Genomic DNA, 15621 nt, shown 5'->3' with positions numbered 1-15621 from the left:
GCAATGCCGATAGTTTGAGATCGAAAACCAGAAGCCCCGGAATCAAGGAGAGGCTAATGGGATATTTCCGCTTGCCGATTTTGATTTTTGCGCTGATTGCAGTCTTTGTCTGGACCCAGCCATCGCAAGCTCAGAACGAGAGCGGCTCTTCCCGGCCGCTGACAGTGGGGGTCTATGTGAGCCAGCCTTTCGTGATGAAGGATGGCGCACTCTATTCCGGAATGGCGATCGAGCTGTGGGAGGCGACAGCCAGGCCGCTGAACCTCATTTACAGCTACCGTGACTATCCGAGTCCCGACGCCCTCGTCGCGGCGACGGAACGCGGCGAGATCGATGTGGCGGTCACCAACCTGACGATCACCAAGGACCGGGTTGAGCGCATCACCTTTTCGCAGCCCTGGTACGATGCCGGCTTGCGCATCATGGTGGCCGATAGCGAGGATGCAGGCTTCTGGCAGGTCATCGGCGGACTGGAGCGCGCCGGGCACCTCCGCGCCATGGCATGGCTCGTTTTCATCGTCCTCATTGCCACACTCATTCTCGTGCTGTTTTATCGCCGCTTCGACAAGAGCTTTCCGCGAAGCTGGCACGAGGGCGTGGCCGAGAGCTTCTACGAAGTCATGTCGGTCGCGACGTCCGGCAAGGTCACCCGTCCCAACGCGCTCGGCTGGGTGGGAAGGATTTCCGGCGGCATCTGGATGGTTTGCGGAGTGGCGGTGATTGCCTACGTCACCTCATCCGTCACCAGCGTCATGACGGCGCTGACGCTGACGCACCAGATCAATTCGCTTGCTGATCTGCCCGGGCGAACGGTCGGTGTGTTCCGCGGTAGCGTGGCGGAGGCTTACTCAAACGAATTGCGGCTTTCGACGACGTCATATCCCGATATCGACAGCGCGGTGGAAGGCCTCGTCTCCGGCAGTTCCGCCGCTCTCATCGGCGACGCGCCCGTGCTGGAATATTACGCGCATACCCATACGAAGCCACCTTTCTCCGTCGTCGGGCCGATCTTCCATCCGGACAAATACGGCTTTGGCTTCAGGCACGGCGATACGCTCAGCCATGAAATCACATTGCGGCTCCTGGCGCTGCAGGAGGCGGGGGCGCTCGAAAACCTGAGACAGAAATATTTCGGCAACAGCCGCTGACCGATCAGGGCCCTCCTTCATTGCTGTGCTGATTTGAGACGCTATCACGGCGACCGGATCAATTCAGGGTAACCATACCGGATCACCTGCACTTGAGAAAAAGCGTCATGAACCTACCCTTGTCGGTCGGGGCGGGAACGTTTTCCCTCGGTGCTACAAGTCGCAGGCCCTTTAAAGATCACGGAAGTCTGGCGAAACTCAACAGGGGATATCACCATGAATCGCTTCGCTTTGTCCGTTTTTGCCGTTCTCGCCATCCTATGGCTCGCGCCGCAGGCCAACGCCCAGGCAACGGTCGAATGCCATTCCAGAGACTATCAGTATGACGAGTGCTTCGCCGGGCCGCTGAGACAGCCACAGCTCATCCACCAAATCTCCGGCAGTTCATGCATTCTGAACCGGTCATGGGGATACAACCCGAGAAGCCGGTATATCTGGGTCGCTCAAGGCTGCTCCGGGGTCTTTGCCGATGTCGGCGGCTATCATCATGGACGCGGCGACGGTTTCGACCAGAATGCGAGAATGTACGATCATCGCGGCCATGACATCGGAGGAGCGGTGGCCGGCGCGGTGCTCGGCGCCATCCTTGAGGGACTAGCCGATGAAGGCGAGAAAAAACACCGCCATCATACCAGCAACCATCACGACGGCGGCGGATACAACGGATGCCATGGCATCGGATGCAAGGTCGACAATCCCGACCAGGCCATCGATACCAGGCCTCAGTTCGACAGACAGGGCAATCCCAACTTCGATGTGCATGGCAACTATCAGGGATGCCATGGCACCGGGTGCCTGGTCGATGATCCGGACAGCGCCAATTGAGGTCGCGACCCGATTTTTCTGAGAGAGGAGAAAGTCATGAAAAAGGCAATGATTTTGCTGGTCTCCGGCCTTCTGGCCATGTCCGGGACGGCCCTGGCCCAGACCTCCGCCGATACGAACAAATCGCTCGACGACCTGTTCGGCCACCACCAGCCCTATGCGGACTTCTTCTCCAAGCTGCAGACTGCCGTGGGTTCCGGTGACAAGCAAGCCGTGGCCGGAATGGTCGATTATCCTTTCCAGGCACGCATTGGCGGCAAGGCCGTCAAGATCAACGATGCCAAGCATTTCGTCGCCGATTACGACAAGATCGTTACCACAAAGGTGAAGGGCGCCGTCGCCAAACAGACCTATCCGACGCTGTTCGCCAACTGGCAGGGCGTGATGATCGGCGAGGGCGAAGTCTGGTTCGCCGAAACGGGGAAAGACGAAAAGCACATGGCGGTCAAGATCACCGCCATCAATGATTGATACGACACGCTTCGCCTCCGCGACTCACCCGCTGAATGCATGGCAGCCATTCGCAAAAGGCAGGTTGTCCGTTCGGCTTGTGAAAAGTCAAAACGGAAGCATAATCTGCCCTGCCCTGCTCATCCCTCTGCGTCGGCGCGCCTGCAGCCGGCGGCGCCCCGAAAGAGACTGCCCCCATGACACCTCGGTCCACCGGCCTCCTTTGCGCGCTTTCGGCCGTGACCATCTTTTCGGTGCAGGACGGCATCTCCAAACATCTCGGCACGGCCTATCCGCCGATCTTCATCACCATGATCCGCTACTGGGCCTTTGCAGGCTTCGCCCTGCTGCTCGCCAGCCGCTCGCCGGTCGGCTTGAAAGGCGCGGTCTCCGCCAACCGGCTGTGGCTGCAGATCGCCCGCGGCGTTCTCCTGGCGGTCCAGATCGTCATATCGATCTTCTCCTTTTCGCGGGTCGGACTTGCGGCGAGCCACACGATCTTCGCCGCAACGCCGCTCGTCGTCGCCTGTCTTTCCGTGCCGCTGCTTGGAGAAAAGGTCGGCTGGCGGCGCTGGACGGCCATCGGTATCGGCTTCGTCGGCATTCTCCTGATCGTCAATCCGCTGCACGCCACGTTCGATACGAAGATCATCATTCCGATCATCGCCACGCTGATGTTCGCCCTCTACTCCGTGATGACCCGGCTTGCGAGCCGAACCGACGCGGCCGACACCGCCTTCTTCTACACCGGCGTGGCGGGGGCGGCGGCGATCACCCTCGTCGGACCTTTCTACTGGACGCATATCACCTTCACCGACTGGTTCTGGATGCTGGTGCTCTGCATCACCGGCATGAGCGGTCACTATCTCCTGATCCGCGCCTTCGGCCTGCTCGATGCGGTCGTCGTGCAGCCCATGTCCTACATCCAGACCGTGCTGGTCTGCCTCATCGGCGTCTTCGTCTTCGGCGAGGTCATGACCTTTAACATGATCGCCGGCGGCGCGATCGTGATTGCCGCCGGCATCTTCACCATCTGGCGGGAAGCCCGGCTGGGACGCTTGGCGCCGGCGGCGATCGACCCGCCCGGCACGCCTTGAAGAAATGTGCCTGTAGGGATGCCCCTCATCCGCCCTGCCGGGCACCTTCTCCCCGCATACGGGGAGAAGGACATATGCCGCATCGGCTTCTTAACGCTCGGTGCTGCGTATGGCACGTCCCCTCTCCCCGCAAGCGGGGAGAGGGTTAGGTCAGGGGCAAAATCCCAAGTGCCGCATCAAATACGGTGATGGATTGATTGAGCAAAAGTTGTTTTAAGAAGGAGGCCGCACGCGGTATGATTTTCCATCCGCAGCGAGGAGGAAATCCATGATCCAGTCTGCCCGAGCGTCCATGCCCTGGCTGATCATCACCGCCGGCGCATTGATCGCCATGCTGACCTTCGGCCCGCGTTCCGCCATGGGTTTCTTCCAGCTCCCCATGCTCGCCGATACGGGCTGGGACCGTTCCACGTTCGGGCTGGCCATGGCGATCCAGAACCTCGCCTGGGGTCTCGGCCAGCCCTTCTTCGGCGCGCTTGCCGACAAATACGGTACCGGCCGCGTACTGACGCTCTCCGGCCTCCTTTACGCCGCCGGCCTCATCCTGATGTCCACCGCCCATTCGATCGCGATCCTGCATCTCTCCGGCGGCGTCATGGTCGGGCTTGCGGTCGGCGCCGGCTCCTTCGGGACCATCCTCTCCGCCTTCGCCCGCAACGTGACGCCGGAACAGCGCTCGCTCGCCTTCGGCATCGGCACGGCGGCAGGCTCCGCCGGCATGTTCCTCTTCGCTCCGCTCAGCCAGGCGCTGATCACCACCTATGGCTGGTCGGACAGCCTCGTCATCATGGGGCTGATGATGCTGCTCGTGCCCGTGCTGGCCTATCCGCTGCGCGGCAATGCCAAGTCCGGCACGCAATCCAGAAACGAAATCGACCAGACTGTCGGTCAGGCGCTGCGCGAAGCTTTCGGGCACCAGAGCTATCTGCTGCTCACCTCGGGGTTTTTCGTCTGCGGTTTCCAGGTCGCCTTCATCACCGCGCATTTCCCGGCCTATCTCGGCGATATCGGCATCGACGCCCGCTATGCCGTGATCGCCATGGCGCTGATCGGCTTCTTCAACATCATCGGCTCGTTCGGCGCCGGCATGATCGGGCAGCGCTACTCGAAGCCCTATTTCCTCGCCTATATCTATCTCGCCCGCTCGGTCGCGGTAGCGGCCTTCCTCATCCTGCCGCAGACGCCGCTCTCGGTGATCGTGTTCGCGATCGTCATGGGCCTCCTTTGGCTTTCCACCGTGCCGCCGACCAACGGGCTCGTCGCCATCATGTTCGGCACGCGGCATCTTGGACTTCTGGGCGGCATCGTCTTCCTGTCGCATCAGGTGGGTTCGTTCCTGGGCGTCTGGATGGGCGGCTTCCTCTACGACCGCTTCGGCTCCTATGATCCCGTCTGGTGGCTCGGCGTGGCGCTCGGCATCTTCGCGGCGATCGTGCATTGGCCGATCCAGGAGAAGCCGGTCGACCGGCCGGCGCTCGCCGCCCAGCCGGCGGAATGACGGTCAATCGGCCTGAAGCGGCGGCACCCAAGGGTGCCTATGCTGATAGTAGACCGCCTGCGACGGTGCCGGGAAGTGCGGGTCCGCAAAGGAACCGACGCCGATTGCGATGGCGTCCGGCTTGCGCTGCGGCTCCCAGAACACCGTCGAGCCGCAATCCAGGCAGAAGTGAAGATTGACGGGAAAGCCGCTGTCCGACGGACGAGCATAGGTCTTGCTCGCGCCCTCGATGCGAACCCGGCGGCGATCGAAGAAGGCGGCGATGCCATAGGTGCTGCCGGTGCGCCTCTGGCATTCCAGGCAGTGGCACAGCGAAACCTTGGCAGGCTCGCCTTCGCAGATCGCCCGGAGCTTGCCGCAGGCGCAGGTGGCTATCCGCTCCATCCCTCTCCTCTTCCTTCAGCTCGCCTGACGCTCCGCCTCGCCGTTCCCCTGAGGCCGTTGGGACAACGCCTTCAACGCCGCCTGCACAAAACCCTCGCGGGCGGCCTGTTCCGTCAGCCCCCGAGGTTCATAGACATGCCGGTGCAGGAAAAAGGCAGTGAGCCGGAAGGCGGTGGCAAGGCTGTCGCAATCGGCAGCAGCGACCGCCCCCTCCCCCAGGAAAGCCGGAAGAGCCAGCATGCGGTCGGCGTAGGGGGCGCCTGCCTCGCGGGAGACGGCGCGGCCGCTCTTCGGCGAGACGTAGATGAGTTCCTCCCGCAAGCCGGTCGCAGCGCATTCGGAGAGGTCGAGCCCGAAGCCCAGGTCGTTCAGCACCGCAAGCTCGAAACGCACGAACAGTTCGCCGGCATCGGCCGGGTTGTCCAGTGCATCGAGGATGATGTCGAGCGCTTCGAAGAGATGCGGGTGCGGATCGCGCTCGGGAAGCAGCCGGAGCAGTGCGCCCATGGCCTGCACGCCGTAGACGGCGGTCGCAGTCTCCATCAGCCTTGCCGCGCGCAGTTGGAGCGGTTCAAGACGGAATTCGCCGAGATGCTCGTCGAGACGGGCGCGCCAGACTGCCTCCACGCGATTTCCCGGCTGCAGGACCGGCTGCATGGTGCGCGAGCGGCCGGAGCGGACGAGACCCAAATGCCGGCCGCGCTCACGGGTCATCAGCTCGGCGATGACGCTCGTCTCGCCGTGGCGCTTGACGCCGATGATGATGCCTTCGTCCTGCCACTGCATATGTCGGTTCAAGCCTCCTGCATGCCGATTCAACACTACCCCATAAGGAGTTCAGACTGAATCGCTTTTTGGCATCGCCCATCTTCAGCCGGATGCGAGCATCTACCGGCTTGCCTGGAACAAATATGGCTCCATTTGGATTCCTGTGCGGAGAATTCACGACGCCAGACAACCCGCTTGGGAGCCCTTATGAAACACGCCCTTCTCGTCGCAGCACTTGCCGCCATGCCTGCGGCCATTTTCCTCGCTTCGCCCGCAGCCGCCCAGTCGCAGCCGCTTGAACAGGCCTGCATCACGGTCGCGAAAAATTTCCTGCTGGTGCCGTCGATCAAGACCGGCATCGTGCAATCCTTTCCGGAACTCGATCCGCCAGGGGCACGGCTCACCTACTCCACCCGCGAGGATGCAAAGCCGACCGATTTCAACAACGAGATCGAATGCGAGTTCGACAAGGCCACGGCTCCCTTCAACCTGTTGCGCTTCTGCATTTCGGAAACCTGCTACGGACCGAACGAGCAGGACCAGGAAAACCGCAGGCGCTATCAGGAGGTCAAAGCGCTGATGGATCGGCAGAAGAAATAGGCGCCTGACCGACACTGGATCAAGGACACCGCTGCGCGGGCACCATGCGATTGCTGCGGAGCAGCCCCTACTCGATCACCATCACGTGCGCCTCGCGCGCTGCCCTGATCAGCGCAGCGCGCACGTCTTCGGGGCTCGCCCGATCATGCATGCCCTCGAAGCACACCTTCACCGCCTCGCAAAATTCCTCGCCGTCATCCGTCGGCCATCCGCGCAAGAGCACATCTGCAGCTTCCTCGACCGAATGTACCACGCTGTATCGGCCCGTCTCATGCATAGCCAATCCAACCGGCTGAAACTGGTGCAACTTGTCCCGTTTCATGACGTTCTGCCCTTGCCTCGCTGCCACATTAGCAACGTTGCAATAACCATGCCGCGAGGCCGGTGCGAACAGGAAAGCAGGAAATGGAAGCCTGCCGCTACGCGGCGGCGCCTTAATGTCTCGGGAATTCCAGGCCCATTTCGCGGAAACGCTCCGGGTCATCACCCCAGTTCTCGCGCACCTTGACGAAGAGGAAGAGGTGCACGGGCTGTTCCAGGATTTCGGAGAGCTCCTTGCGGGAGGCGGTGGAGATCGCCTTGATCGCCTCGCCGCCCTTGCCGAGCGTGATCTTCTTCTGGCTCTCGCGCTCCACGTAGATCACCTGCTCGATGCGGACAGAGCCGTCCTTGCGCTCTTCCCACTTCTCGGTCTCGACATGCGAGGAATAGGGAAGCTCCTGATGCAGGCGGAGGAACAGCTTCTCCCTGGTGATCTCGGCGGCGAGCTGGCGCATCGGCAGGTCGGAGATCTGGTCCTCGGGATAATACCACGGGCCTTCGGGCAGGGTTTGTGCCAGATAGTCCATCAGGTCGTCGCAGCCGGAGCCGGTGGTGGCCGAGATCATGAAGGTGCGCTCGAAGGGCACAAGCTCGTTGGCAGCCGCCGCGAGCTTCAGAAGATCCTCGCGCTTCACCTGGTCGATCTTGTTCAAAGCAAGGATCTTCGGCTGACGGACCTCTTTCAGGCCCTCCAGGATCGCTTCCGCGTCGCCGCGCAGGCCGCGCTCGCTGTCGATCAGCAACATGATGAGGTCGGCGTCCTTCGCCCCGCCCCAGGCGGACGTCACCATGGCGCGATCGAGCCTGCGGCGCGGCTTGAAGATGCCGGGCGTATCCATGAAGACGATCTGCGCGTTGTCGTGGATGGCGATGCCCCGCACGATGGCGCGCGTCGTCTGCACCTTGTGGCTGACGATCGAGACCTTGGCGCCGACGAGGCGGTTCATCAGCGTCGACTTGCCGGCATTGGTCGGGCCGATCAGAGCCACGAAACCGGAGCGGGTCGCGCCGGTTTCCTTCTCGTCACCACCGATGTGTTCGTTTTCTGTCATCTTGTCCAATTCATTGTTCGGCAGAAGGTCTCTGCCACACGCCTTCGCGTTCGAGTATCCTGGTTGCCGCCACCTGTTCGGCGGCGCGTTTGGAACGGTCGACGCCGGTTTCCGGCGCAACGCCCGGAATCTCCACCGTCACCGTGAAACGCGGATCATGATCCGGCCCACTGCGGTCATCGACCCTGTAGGAGGGCGTCAGTCCGAATTTCGCATGCGCCCATTCCTGCAGCTCGGTCTTCGCATCGCGCCTTGCGCCATCGGCTCGGGTGGCGCGATTTTCCCAATGCTTCAGGATGAAAGCGCGGGCGGCTTCCAGCCCCCCATCGAGATAGAGCGCGGCAATCAGACTTTCCACCACGTCGGCGCGCACATTCATCATGCGCTTGCCCGTCAGCTTCTTCACGTCGGCGCCGGTGCGGATGAAACGGTGCAATTCCAGTTCGTCGGCAACGGTCGCGCAGCTCTCGGCGCTGACAAGCTGGTTCAGGCGAACGGAAAGCTCCCCCTCGGCAGCGGTGCGGAAAGTCGTGAACAGGAGTTCCGCGACGCAGAGCCCGAGCACACGGTCGCCCAGAAACTCCAGCCGCTCGTAATTGGCCCCCTTGGACGAACCGGTGCTGGCATGCGTCAGCGCCCGGTCGAGCCATTGCTTGTCGGCGAATTCATGGCCGACGGCCTTTTCAAGCTGGCCGTGCTCCTCCGCCGAAAGCGCTTTTGCCCTCATCACTCGACGACCTTGAAAATCCTATCCCAGCGCATGTTGGTCGGCCACTTCCAGACCTCGCGGAAGGAGGTATCGTTGCCGAGCGAGAAGAAGATGATGCTGGCACGGCCGACGAGATTTTCGGCGGGCACGTAACCAACGTCGAAACGGCTGTCGAGCGAGTTGTCGCGGTTATCGCCCATGAAGAAATAATGGTCCTCGGGAACGACGAATTCCTGGGTGTTGTCGCCGCGCGAAACGTTCGACTGGTCGAGCGTGTCATAGGAAACGCCGGTATCGAGCGTCTCGCGGAAGACGGGGATATGGTCACCCGGATCCAGGCTGTAGTCGGACGCAAACGTCCCGTCTGCCTGCTTCGGTACCGGCTGGCCGTTGACGAGGAGCACCCCGTTCGTCACCTGGATGCGGTCGCCCGGCAGGCCGATCAGGCGCTTGATGTAATCGACATCCGGATGGCTCGGCAGGCGGAAGACGATGATATCGCCGCGCTTTGGCTCGCTGAACTCGAGAATGCGGCCGGAAAACAGGTTCGGAGAGAACGGCAGCGAATATTTCGAATAACCGTAGGCGAACTTGTTGACGAAGATATAATCGCCCACGAGCAGCGTCGGCATCATCGAGCCGGAGGGAATGGTGAAGGGCTGGAAGAGAACCGTGCGGATCACCATCGCCAACAGCAATGCCTGAATGATGACCTTGATGTTTTCCCAAAGGCTGTTCTGCGATTTGGTCTCGGCGTTTTCGGACACGTCTGAATTCTTTCTCTTTCCAGCGAAGTGCCGCTTTCTAAACCCTTCGCAGAGCCGCGGCAATGGCTCATCGGGCCACGGGGCAAATGATCAGGCCGGGACCGGCCTTGCCTCGATCACCACAAAGGCCTGCGCGTAAGGATATTCGTCGGTAATGGTGATGTGGATCACCGGTTCGTGACCCGCCGGCATCAGTTCGCACAGCCTCTCGGCGGCGCCTCCGGTCAGGACCATGGTCGGCTTGCCGCCGGGCAGGTTGACGACGCCCATATCCTTCCAGAACACGCCGTTCGCCAGGCCGGTGCCGAGCGCCTTGGAACAGGCCTCCTTGGCAGCGAACCGCTTGGCATAGGAGGCGGCACGGTTCTTGCGGCGATCGGACTTCGCCCGCTCGACCTCGGTGAAACAGCGGTGCGTGAAACGCTCACCGAAGCGTTCGATGGATTTTTCCACCCGGCGAATATCGATCAGGTCGCTGCCCATGCCGATGATCATGCGGTTCCTTTCCTGTGCCCGTCAGTGTCACACTGACTTGAGCGCTCCGGCCCGCGCCGTCAAGCGTTCGCGGCGGCGATTGCGGAAACTGCGCACTCCCAAATAGGTGACGGCATAGAACAGAAGGCCGCAAAGAAGCCCGGGCGGAATGGAGCCGATCAGCATCGGTTCCAGGATCGGCCGCCAGAGCTGGGAAATATCGAGATGGTGGAAGAGCGCGCCAAGGTCGATACGGTCATGGCCGGCGGCGCTATGTCCCAGCATCACCTCGCCGATCTTCCAGGTGATCGGCCAGATGAGCGGACAGGTCAGCGGGTTGGCGAAGGCGGTGCCGAGGGCTGCCGCCACCACGCTGCCGCCAAGAAGATAGGCGACCGGGATTGCGAAGAGAATGTGGAAGCCGAGGAACGGGGTCCAGGCGCTGACGACGCCGACCGCGATGCCAGCCGCCACCGCATGCGGAGATCCGCCGACCCGCATCACCTTCAGGCGATAATAATCGAGGCTGCGGCGAAAACCCCTGGACGGCAGGATGGCGCGGCGCAGTCTCTCACGAAATCCAAGCGGGGTGCGGCGGCGAAACGGCATGGGGCTTATCTGGTTCAGCGGCGCGGACTTTTTCAACCGGCCACAGGGCTCTCTTCTTCATCGGATATACGGCCCTAGCCCAAGCCGACGATGATGGCGAAAATTGGCCCGGCTCACTCCGGAGAGCAATTTCCGCAGAAGAAGTCCGCTCCTTGGCCGCACATTGCGGCCCGTGGAGCCTTGCACAACCGCGCGACATCTTTCCGCGCGGCGGAAACGGGTCAGGATATCAGAAGCCGGACTTGCGGAACATGCCGCGGTCGATCTGGCGCATCCGGTATTCGAGGTCGATCCGGTCCTTGGCTTCGTTCAGATAGGCGATTTCACGATCCTGAGTGGTCGGGACCCGGAAGGCGCGGGCGAATTTGCGGACTGAGTCAAACATGGTCGTTTTCTTTCTCTCTCATATTGCACTGCAGCAATATAAGACGAGACCCCACGCTTTACCAACGCCACAACCGCTGGTCAGCGTTGCGTGGGGAGCATGGCGGGAGGGGCGGGGTGAGCAGAAAATGGGCGGAGACCGTTGGCCGATATTGGCCCAAGGACGAAGCCGCTCGCGCGGCACTGGTGCCCGTGGTGAGGGTGCAGTAATGATCTGAACGCCGTGCATTTGCAGCTTTGCCGTCCTGGCTGACGATTGGGTGTTCTCAATCTTCAGACAGGAGGTTGCCATGACGGAGGAGAGGACCACCCCGCTGCGCGAGCGGATGATCGAAGACATGCGCATCCGTGGGCTGGGCGACAAAGCCCAGCAGGCGCATATTCGGGCGATCAAGGATTTCGCCGGGTTTCTGAAGCGATCACCGGATACGGCGACAGCCGATGACCTGCGCGCCTACCAACTGCACATGACCAATGCCGGCGTCACGCCGACGACCTTCAACGCCCGCATCGTCGCGCTGCGGTTCTTTTTCGCCACCACCTGCGGCCGCGAGGAGATGAAGCGGCACATGCAGTTCCGGCGGCAGCCGCGGACGTTGCCCGTGGTCTTGAGCGTCGAGGAGGTTTCCGACCTGCTGATGGCCGCTCCGGGGCCGGGTCTGAAGTACCGCGCGGCGCTCAGCATCTCCTATGGCGCCGGACTGCGCGCCTCCGAGGTCTGCAACCTGAAGATCAGCGACATCGACAGCGACCGGATGCTGATCCATGTCGAACAGGGCAAGGGGCAGAAGGATCGCAAGGTCATGCTGTCGCCCGCGCTGCTCGAACTCTTGCGCGACTATTGGCGCGAGGCGCGGCCGCAGGGCTGGCTGTTTCCCGGCAAGCCGAAGATCAGTCCGATCTCGCCCCGGCAGCTCAACCGGGCTTTCACCGCCGCCAAGAGCCTGGCCGGGATCGCCAAGCCCGCGACGCTGCACACCCTGCGCCACTGCTTTGCCACCCACCTTTTGGAGGCGAACACCGATGTGCGGGTGATCCAGGTCCTTCTCGGACACGCCAAGCTGACGACCACCGCCCGCTACACCCATGTCGCCACGAAGACGATCCGCGACACCGTCAGCCCGTTCGAGACCCTGAAGAAGCTGCAGGACCAAACGCTCCGACGCGGACTGGAGTAGCCGGTGCGGTGATCCGGCCAAGTCTGGAGATCGCCGACATCTTCCGCGCCTATGGCCCGGCGTGGCGGCGGGCCAATGTCGGGCATGTCAGCCTGACCCAGCTCAAGGTCATGGCAGCGATCGAAGCCTGCCGAACCGAGGCGCTCGGCGGGCATGTGGCGGCTTGCGCGAAGTGCGGCCATAACCACATCGCCTACAATTCCTGCAAGAACCGGCACTGCCCCAAGTGTCAGGGGCCCGCGGCGCGGGACTGGATGGCCGCCCGTGCCGAAGACCTGCTGCCCGTCGAGTATTTCCACGTGGTTTTCACCCTGCCGGCCGAGATCGCGCAAATCGCCTACTGGAACAAGAAGGCGGTCTATGACCTGCTGTTTCGGGCGTCGGCGGAGACGCTGACCACCATCGCCGCCGATCCCAAGCGCCTCGGCGCGCGCATCGGCATGACCAGCGTGCTACACACCTGGGGATCGGCACTGACTCATCACCCGCATGTGCACATCATCGTGCCCGGCGGTGGGCTGTCGCCGGATGGCACGCGTTGGATCTCATGCCGCCCCGGCTTCTTTCTGCCCGTAAAGGTCCTGTCGCGTCTGTTCCGGCGGCTGTTTGTCGGAGGATTGATGGCACTGTATCAATCCGGCGACCTCGCCTTCTTCGGGGATCTGGCGGGGCTCGCGGAGACGGATGCCTTCGCCGCTTGGCTTGCCCCCTTGCGCAAATCAGACTGGGTCGTCTACGCCAAGCCACCGTTCGGCGGCCCCGAGGCCGTGCTGGCCTATCTCAGCCGCTACACCCATCGCGTCGCCATCTCAAACAGCCGCCTGATCAGCGCAGATGCCGAGACGGTCTCATTCCGCTGGAAGGATTACCGCATCAAGACCGGTGACCGGCACAAGGTGATGCGGTTGGCCACCGACGAGTTCATCCGGCGCTTCCTGATCCACGTGCTGCCCGACGGCTTCCACCGCATCCGCCATTACGGCCTGCTCGCCGGTGCAGGCCGCAAGGCCAACGTCGCAAAGATCAGGACACTGCTCGGGGTGGACGCGCCGTTCCAGGACGACGCGCCAAACACCGAGAGAACCCCGCTCACGCTGAGAGAGCCATGCCCGCACTGCGGCGGCCCGATGCGCATCGTCGAGATATTCCGCCGTGGCCAGCAACCCAGATCCCGCGCGCCACCCCGAAAGGACGCCGCATGACGAAACGCATGTCACATCAGCCAAGGCCGGCCGGGATCTGCGATGCGTTCCGGGGTGGCGCCGGTCTGCGTCAGGCAAGCCGGCCCCCCGCAAAACCGCCGAGGCCAGCCGACGAAAGACCTGCGATCCCGATCCCGATCGTCTTATTGCAAGCCTTCGGCGTTACCCTTCTGCGCCTGACGCTCCCACCGATGGCCACCTTGAGCAACCGCAGCCGCACGCTTTCCCCATAGGCGCTCCACCCAGCCCCCGCGGCCTCCTCCTTGGGAGGTTTTTCAACGCGGGCCACGGCCCAGCCGCCACCGTTGCGCCGCGGCCCGCATCGAAAAACCTTCACCTTAGCGGACGTCAGCGTTGCGAATAGAGATAGTCAATCTCCACGGCTTCCGGCGGCTCGGAAACAGATAGCTGCCGCCGTTCCTTCGAACATAGCCCTTGGCCTATCAGCCAGGCATTCTTTCCATCGGCAACCGGCGCATAATAAAAGCCGGGCCAAATGGCGTCGAAGATGAAGTGGCCAAGATACCCCACCGCGAAGACCCCGATGAGGCCAAGCACGCAAAGCCAGAGCGACGCGCCGCTCATCGAAAGGCGGAGGCTGCCAGGCTGGACACGATCAGTGACCAGCATTGTGACGCCGAAAGAAACCATGCCGAGACCCCCGGCCTGGATGGCCGCGACGGACAACGTCCACGGGCACGCCCACCAACAGTGTGATGTTCTGCAGAAAAAGCTCGCCAGTCGGCCAGCGTGATCCGCTGCAATAGTGGGCGATGATCCCGAAGGTCAGGAAGACTCCGAAGACGAAGAGGCCGAGACCCCCATTTCACGAACCGTGCACCGTCAGCCATGATTTTCTCCTGCGAAGGTCTTGGAAGTCCTCTAGTGCCGCACTTCCTCGAAGTCGCCGGGTTTCCAGCTTCCGTCGAAAGCCGGCGCTTGCGGACCATAGATGCGGAAATAGACGAACCATCCTTTAGCCGGAATCGTCTTGATCCAGCGGCCGTCACCGCCGGGTGGCTGCTCGGGGCCGAAATAGAGATCGACCGTTTCCCCGGACACGTCCTTCAGCTCAAACAGCGAGCGCAGAGCGGCCATGTCCTGTGTGGTTTGAATTTGGCTGCGCGTTTCAGCGTCGTAGACCGTAACCGACCAAAACAGCCTGTCGGGTACCGGAAGCGGCACTGTTAGCTTGTAGGTCTTGCCGCCATCGAGATAGGAGCCGTCTTTGTCCTTGAGGCCCAGCCAGTAAAGTGATCCCGCAGCCGGATCGCGCCGGAACATGGCGGGCGAGGACGCAATCGCCTGGTAGAACCATTTGTCTAGCGCAGAAGTGTCCCTGTAATCTTTGGTATCGAACGTTCCGTTCTCAAAACGCAATGCCGCCCATTCCCAATGTCGGTCCTTCCAGACAACGCGGTCGGGACGACGATCGGCGAGGGCCTCAACGCGCATCTGTGCAGACCCCATGCTGGCCGCACGTTCCAGAATCGCCTTGAGGCGGTCGTCCGGCGCGAACGGCTGGCCCTTGACGATCCCAAGCTCTGCGAGGTCGCCGTAATGTGTGCGCGAGTCCGCAAGTGGCGGTTCGCTGTCGATGACCTTGTGCAGCGTCTCCCAGAATTTGAGGGTCGCCTCCCATCCGGTCGGCGTTTGGTTCTGGGGCTCGGGCGTTTGGTCATACCAGACGGGTGCTACCCAGTCCGCCGGAAGATCAAGCGGCTGGACCTTGATCGTCTTGAGCCGTTCTACCGCGCCCTTGACGTCGCCCTCTGCGGGAATGGCCCGCAGCCCTGCTATGACGCGATAGGACGTCGCGCGGCCGATGTAATATCCTTCGGGAGGAGTCCCATCGTATCCGGGCGGCAGCAAGAGGTGCTTTCCACCTTTCCCGGCGTCTGGCCCAGGCAGGCCCATGTCCATTATCCAGCGCTGGTTTATGTCGAGCGCCGCGCCGAGCAAAGGCCCGGCGGGAAGCTCTATGACCAAGGGTCCGTCCCTGAGATCGAGGACCATGCCGCCATAGGGCGTATCGGAGTTGAGCGTGAAACCGACATGCTTGGGCATCGTTTCCAGGAAGCCGAACCTCCTGTTAGGTTCGGTGCCGCGCGACGATCAACGTGGAATTCCAGCGTCAATCAAGATGGGACTTTGC

General features: G+C 62.2%; 19 protein-coding genes. 8 read left to right on the top strand and 11 right to left on the bottom strand.

The window, feature by feature from the left end; genetic code table 11:
• The first annotated feature begins 56 nt into the window (after window positions 1–56).
• The 5 genes from JL39_RS12035 to JL39_RS12015 all read left to right on the top strand — a co-directional run bounded on the left by JL39_RS12035 (window position 57) and on the right by JL39_RS12015 (window position 5018).
• On the top strand, window positions 57–1148 hold the full coding sequence (locus JL39_RS12035; RefSeq protein ID WP_037150391.1) for a transporter substrate-binding domain-containing protein: 1092 nt from the start codon (window positions 57–59) through the stop codon (window positions 1146–1148).
• Between the two features lie 216 nt (window positions 1149–1364).
• Window positions 1365–1973 carry a DUF3011 domain-containing protein gene (locus tag JL39_RS12030; protein WP_037150389.1) on the top strand — a complete coding sequence of 203 codons (609 nt, stop codon included), beginning with the start codon at window positions 1365–1367 and terminating at the stop codon, window positions 1971–1973.
• A gap of 36 nt (window positions 1974–2009) precedes the next feature.
• Window positions 2010–2444: a hypothetical protein gene (locus tag JL39_RS12025; RefSeq protein ID WP_037150387.1), complete on the top strand. Its 435-nt coding sequence runs from the start codon at window positions 2010–2012 to the stop codon at window positions 2442–2444.
• Window positions 2445–2620: 176 nt separating this feature from the next.
• On the top strand, window positions 2621–3520 hold the full coding sequence (locus JL39_RS12020; protein ID WP_037150385.1) for a DMT family transporter: 900 nt from the start codon (window positions 2621–2623) through the stop codon (window positions 3518–3520).
• Between the two features lie 268 nt (window positions 3521–3788).
• The gene (locus JL39_RS12015; protein ID WP_037150383.1) at window positions 3789–5018 is read left to right on the top strand and encodes an MFS transporter; all 1230 of its coding nucleotides are present in this window, start codon (window positions 3789–3791) and stop codon (window positions 5016–5018) included.
• Window positions 5019–5021: 3 nt separating this feature from the next.
• On the opposite strand, the gene JL39_RS12010 is transcribed toward JL39_RS12015, so the two are convergent.
• Together JL39_RS12010 and recO are read right to left on the bottom strand one after the other, a co-directional pair.
• A complete protein-coding gene (locus JL39_RS12010) occupies window positions 5022–5402 on the bottom strand; it encodes a GFA family protein (RefSeq protein ID WP_037150382.1) in 381 nt (126 codons plus the stop codon).
• Window positions 5403–5417: 15 nt separating this feature from the next.
• Complete coding sequence (gene recO, locus JL39_RS12005; protein ID WP_037150380.1) at window positions 5418–6188, bottom strand: DNA repair protein RecO; 771 nt, start codon at window positions 6186–6188, stop codon at window positions 5418–5420.
• Window positions 6189–6377: 189 nt separating this feature from the next.
• Between recO and JL39_RS12000 the strand changes: the two genes are divergently transcribed.
• Window positions 6378–6770 (top strand): hypothetical protein, encoded by a 393-nt coding sequence (locus tag JL39_RS12000; RefSeq protein WP_037150378.1) that lies wholly within the window; start codon window positions 6378–6380, stop codon window positions 6768–6770.
• A gap of 67 nt (window positions 6771–6837) precedes the next feature.
• Here the strand turns inward: JL39_RS12000 and JL39_RS11995 are convergent, their stop codons facing one another.
• From JL39_RS11995 to JL39_RS30970, 7 genes are all read right to left on the bottom strand, one after another.
• Complete coding sequence (locus JL39_RS11995) at window positions 6838–7092, bottom strand: DUF982 domain-containing protein (protein WP_037150376.1); 255 nt, start codon at window positions 7090–7092, stop codon at window positions 6838–6840.
• 112 nt (window positions 7093–7204) lie between these two features.
• Window positions 7205–8143: a GTPase Era gene (gene era / locus JL39_RS11990; protein ID WP_037150873.1), complete on the bottom strand. Its 939-nt coding sequence runs from the start codon at window positions 8141–8143 to the stop codon at window positions 7205–7207.
• Window positions 8144–8153: 10 nt separating this feature from the next.
• Entirely contained in the window at window positions 8154–8870 is a 717-nt protein-coding gene (gene rnc, locus JL39_RS11985; RefSeq protein WP_200883948.1) for a ribonuclease III, read from the bottom strand.
• Window positions 8870–9619, bottom strand: a complete 750-nt coding sequence (gene lepB / locus JL39_RS11980) for a signal peptidase I (RefSeq protein ID WP_037150370.1) — start codon at window positions 9617–9619, stop codon at window positions 8870–8872. Before lepB ends, rnc begins: the two co-directional genes overlap by 1 nt.
• 90 nt (window positions 9620–9709) lie before the next feature.
• Window positions 9710–10114 (bottom strand): holo-ACP synthase, encoded by a 405-nt coding sequence (gene acpS, locus JL39_RS11975; RefSeq protein ID WP_037150367.1) that lies wholly within the window; start codon window positions 10112–10114, stop codon window positions 9710–9712.
• A gap of 27 nt (window positions 10115–10141) precedes the next feature.
• Complete coding sequence (locus JL39_RS11970) at window positions 10142–10702, bottom strand: DUF2062 domain-containing protein (RefSeq protein ID WP_037150364.1); 561 nt, start codon at window positions 10700–10702, stop codon at window positions 10142–10144.
• 229 nt (window positions 10703–10931) lie between these two features.
• Window positions 10932–11087, bottom strand: a complete 156-nt coding sequence (locus JL39_RS30970) for a DUF3563 family protein (RefSeq protein ID WP_081952813.1) — start codon at window positions 11085–11087, stop codon at window positions 10932–10934.
• Between the two features lie 289 nt (window positions 11088–11376).
• Between JL39_RS30970 and JL39_RS11965 the strand changes: the two genes are divergently transcribed.
• Together JL39_RS11965 and JL39_RS11960 are read left to right on the top strand one after the other, a co-directional pair.
• Window positions 11377–12264 (top strand): site-specific integrase, encoded by an 888-nt coding sequence (locus JL39_RS11965; RefSeq protein ID WP_028054418.1) that lies wholly within the window; start codon window positions 11377–11379, stop codon window positions 12262–12264.
• An 8-nt stretch (window positions 12265–12272) separates the two neighbouring features.
• A complete protein-coding gene (locus tag JL39_RS11960; protein ID WP_037150355.1) occupies window positions 12273–13466 on the top strand; it encodes an IS91 family transposase in 1194 nt (397 codons plus the stop codon).
• 348 nt (window positions 13467–13814) lie between these two features.
• Here the strand turns inward: JL39_RS11960 and JL39_RS11955 are convergent, their stop codons facing one another.
• Together JL39_RS11955 and JL39_RS11950 are read right to left on the bottom strand one after the other, a co-directional pair.
• Window positions 13815–14117, bottom strand: a complete 303-nt coding sequence (locus JL39_RS11955; protein ID WP_152601114.1) for a hypothetical protein — start codon at window positions 14115–14117, stop codon at window positions 13815–13817.
• 231 nt (window positions 14118–14348) lie between these two features.
• Window positions 14349–15533 carry a DUF1254 domain-containing protein gene (locus JL39_RS11950; RefSeq protein ID WP_052182833.1) on the bottom strand — a complete coding sequence of 395 codons (1185 nt, stop codon included), beginning with the start codon at window positions 15531–15533 and terminating at the stop codon, window positions 14349–14351.
• Window positions 15534–15621: the final 88 nt, after the last annotated feature.

Source organism: Rhizobium sp. YS-1r (assembly GCF_000757525.1).
GTDB classification, from domain to species: domain Bacteria; phylum Pseudomonadota; class Alphaproteobacteria; order Rhizobiales; family Rhizobiaceae; genus Neorhizobium; species Neorhizobium petrolearium.
The sequence above is the reverse complement of the archived record's forward strand: the minus strand, read 5'-3'. Positions and strand labels throughout refer to the sequence as shown.

What these genes read in the sequence shown, in the direction of transcription:
- JL39_RS12035 (WP_037150391.1), top strand. Translation starts at nt 57, where the DNA reads ATGGGATATTTCCGCTTGCCGATTTTGATTTTTGCGCTGATTGCAGTC.
- JL39_RS12030 (WP_037150389.1), top strand. Translation starts at nt 1,365, where the DNA reads ATGAATCGCTTCGCTTTGTCCGTTTTTGCCGTTCTCGCCATCCTATGG.
- JL39_RS12025 (WP_037150387.1), top strand. Translation starts at nt 2,010, where the DNA reads ATGAAAAAGGCAATGATTTTGCTGGTCTCCGGCCTTCTGGCCATGTCC.
- JL39_RS12020 (WP_037150385.1), top strand. Translation starts at nt 2,621, where the DNA reads ATGACACCTCGGTCCACCGGCCTCCTTTGCGCGCTTTCGGCCGTGACC.
- JL39_RS12015 (WP_037150383.1), top strand. Translation starts at nt 3,789, where the DNA reads ATGATCCAGTCTGCCCGAGCGTCCATGCCCTGGCTGATCATCACCGCC.
- JL39_RS12010 (WP_037150382.1), bottom strand. Translation starts at nt 5,402, where the DNA reads ATGGAGCGGATAGCCACCTGCGCCTGCGGCAAGCTCCGGGCGATCTGC.
- recO (WP_037150380.1), bottom strand. Translation starts at nt 6,188, where the DNA reads ATGCAGTGGCAGGACGAAGGCATCATCATCGGCGTCAAGCGCCACGGC.
- JL39_RS12000 (WP_037150378.1), top strand. Translation starts at nt 6,378, where the DNA reads ATGAAACACGCCCTTCTCGTCGCAGCACTTGCCGCCATGCCTGCGGCC.
- JL39_RS11995 (WP_037150376.1), bottom strand. Translation starts at nt 7,092, where the DNA reads ATGAAACGGGACAAGTTGCACCAGTTTCAGCCGGTTGGATTGGCTATG.
- era (WP_037150873.1), bottom strand. Translation starts at nt 8,143, where the DNA reads ATGACAGAAAACGAACACATCGGTGGTGACGAGAAGGAAACCGGCGCG.
- rnc (WP_200883948.1), bottom strand. Translation starts at nt 8,870, where the DNA reads ATGAGGGCAAAAGCGCTTTCGGCGGAGGAGCACGGCCAGCTTGAAAAG.
- acpS (WP_037150367.1), bottom strand. Translation starts at nt 10,114, where the DNA reads ATGATCATCGGCATGGGCAGCGACCTGATCGATATTCGCCGGGTGGAA.
- JL39_RS11970 (WP_037150364.1), bottom strand. Translation starts at nt 10,702, where the DNA reads ATGCCGTTTCGCCGCCGCACCCCGCTTGGATTTCGTGAGAGACTGCGC.
- JL39_RS30970 (WP_081952813.1), bottom strand. Translation starts at nt 11,087, where the DNA reads ATGTTTGACTCAGTCCGCAAATTCGCCCGCGCCTTCCGGGTCCCGACC.
- JL39_RS11965 (WP_028054418.1), top strand. Translation starts at nt 11,377, where the DNA reads ATGACGGAGGAGAGGACCACCCCGCTGCGCGAGCGGATGATCGAAGAC.
- JL39_RS11955 (WP_152601114.1), bottom strand. Translation starts at nt 14,117, where the DNA reads ATGGTTTCTTTCGGCGTCACAATGCTGGTCACTGATCGTGTCCAGCCT.
- JL39_RS11950 (WP_052182833.1), bottom strand. Translation starts at nt 15,533, where the DNA reads ATGCCCAAGCATGTCGGTTTCACGCTCAACTCCGATACGCCCTATGGC.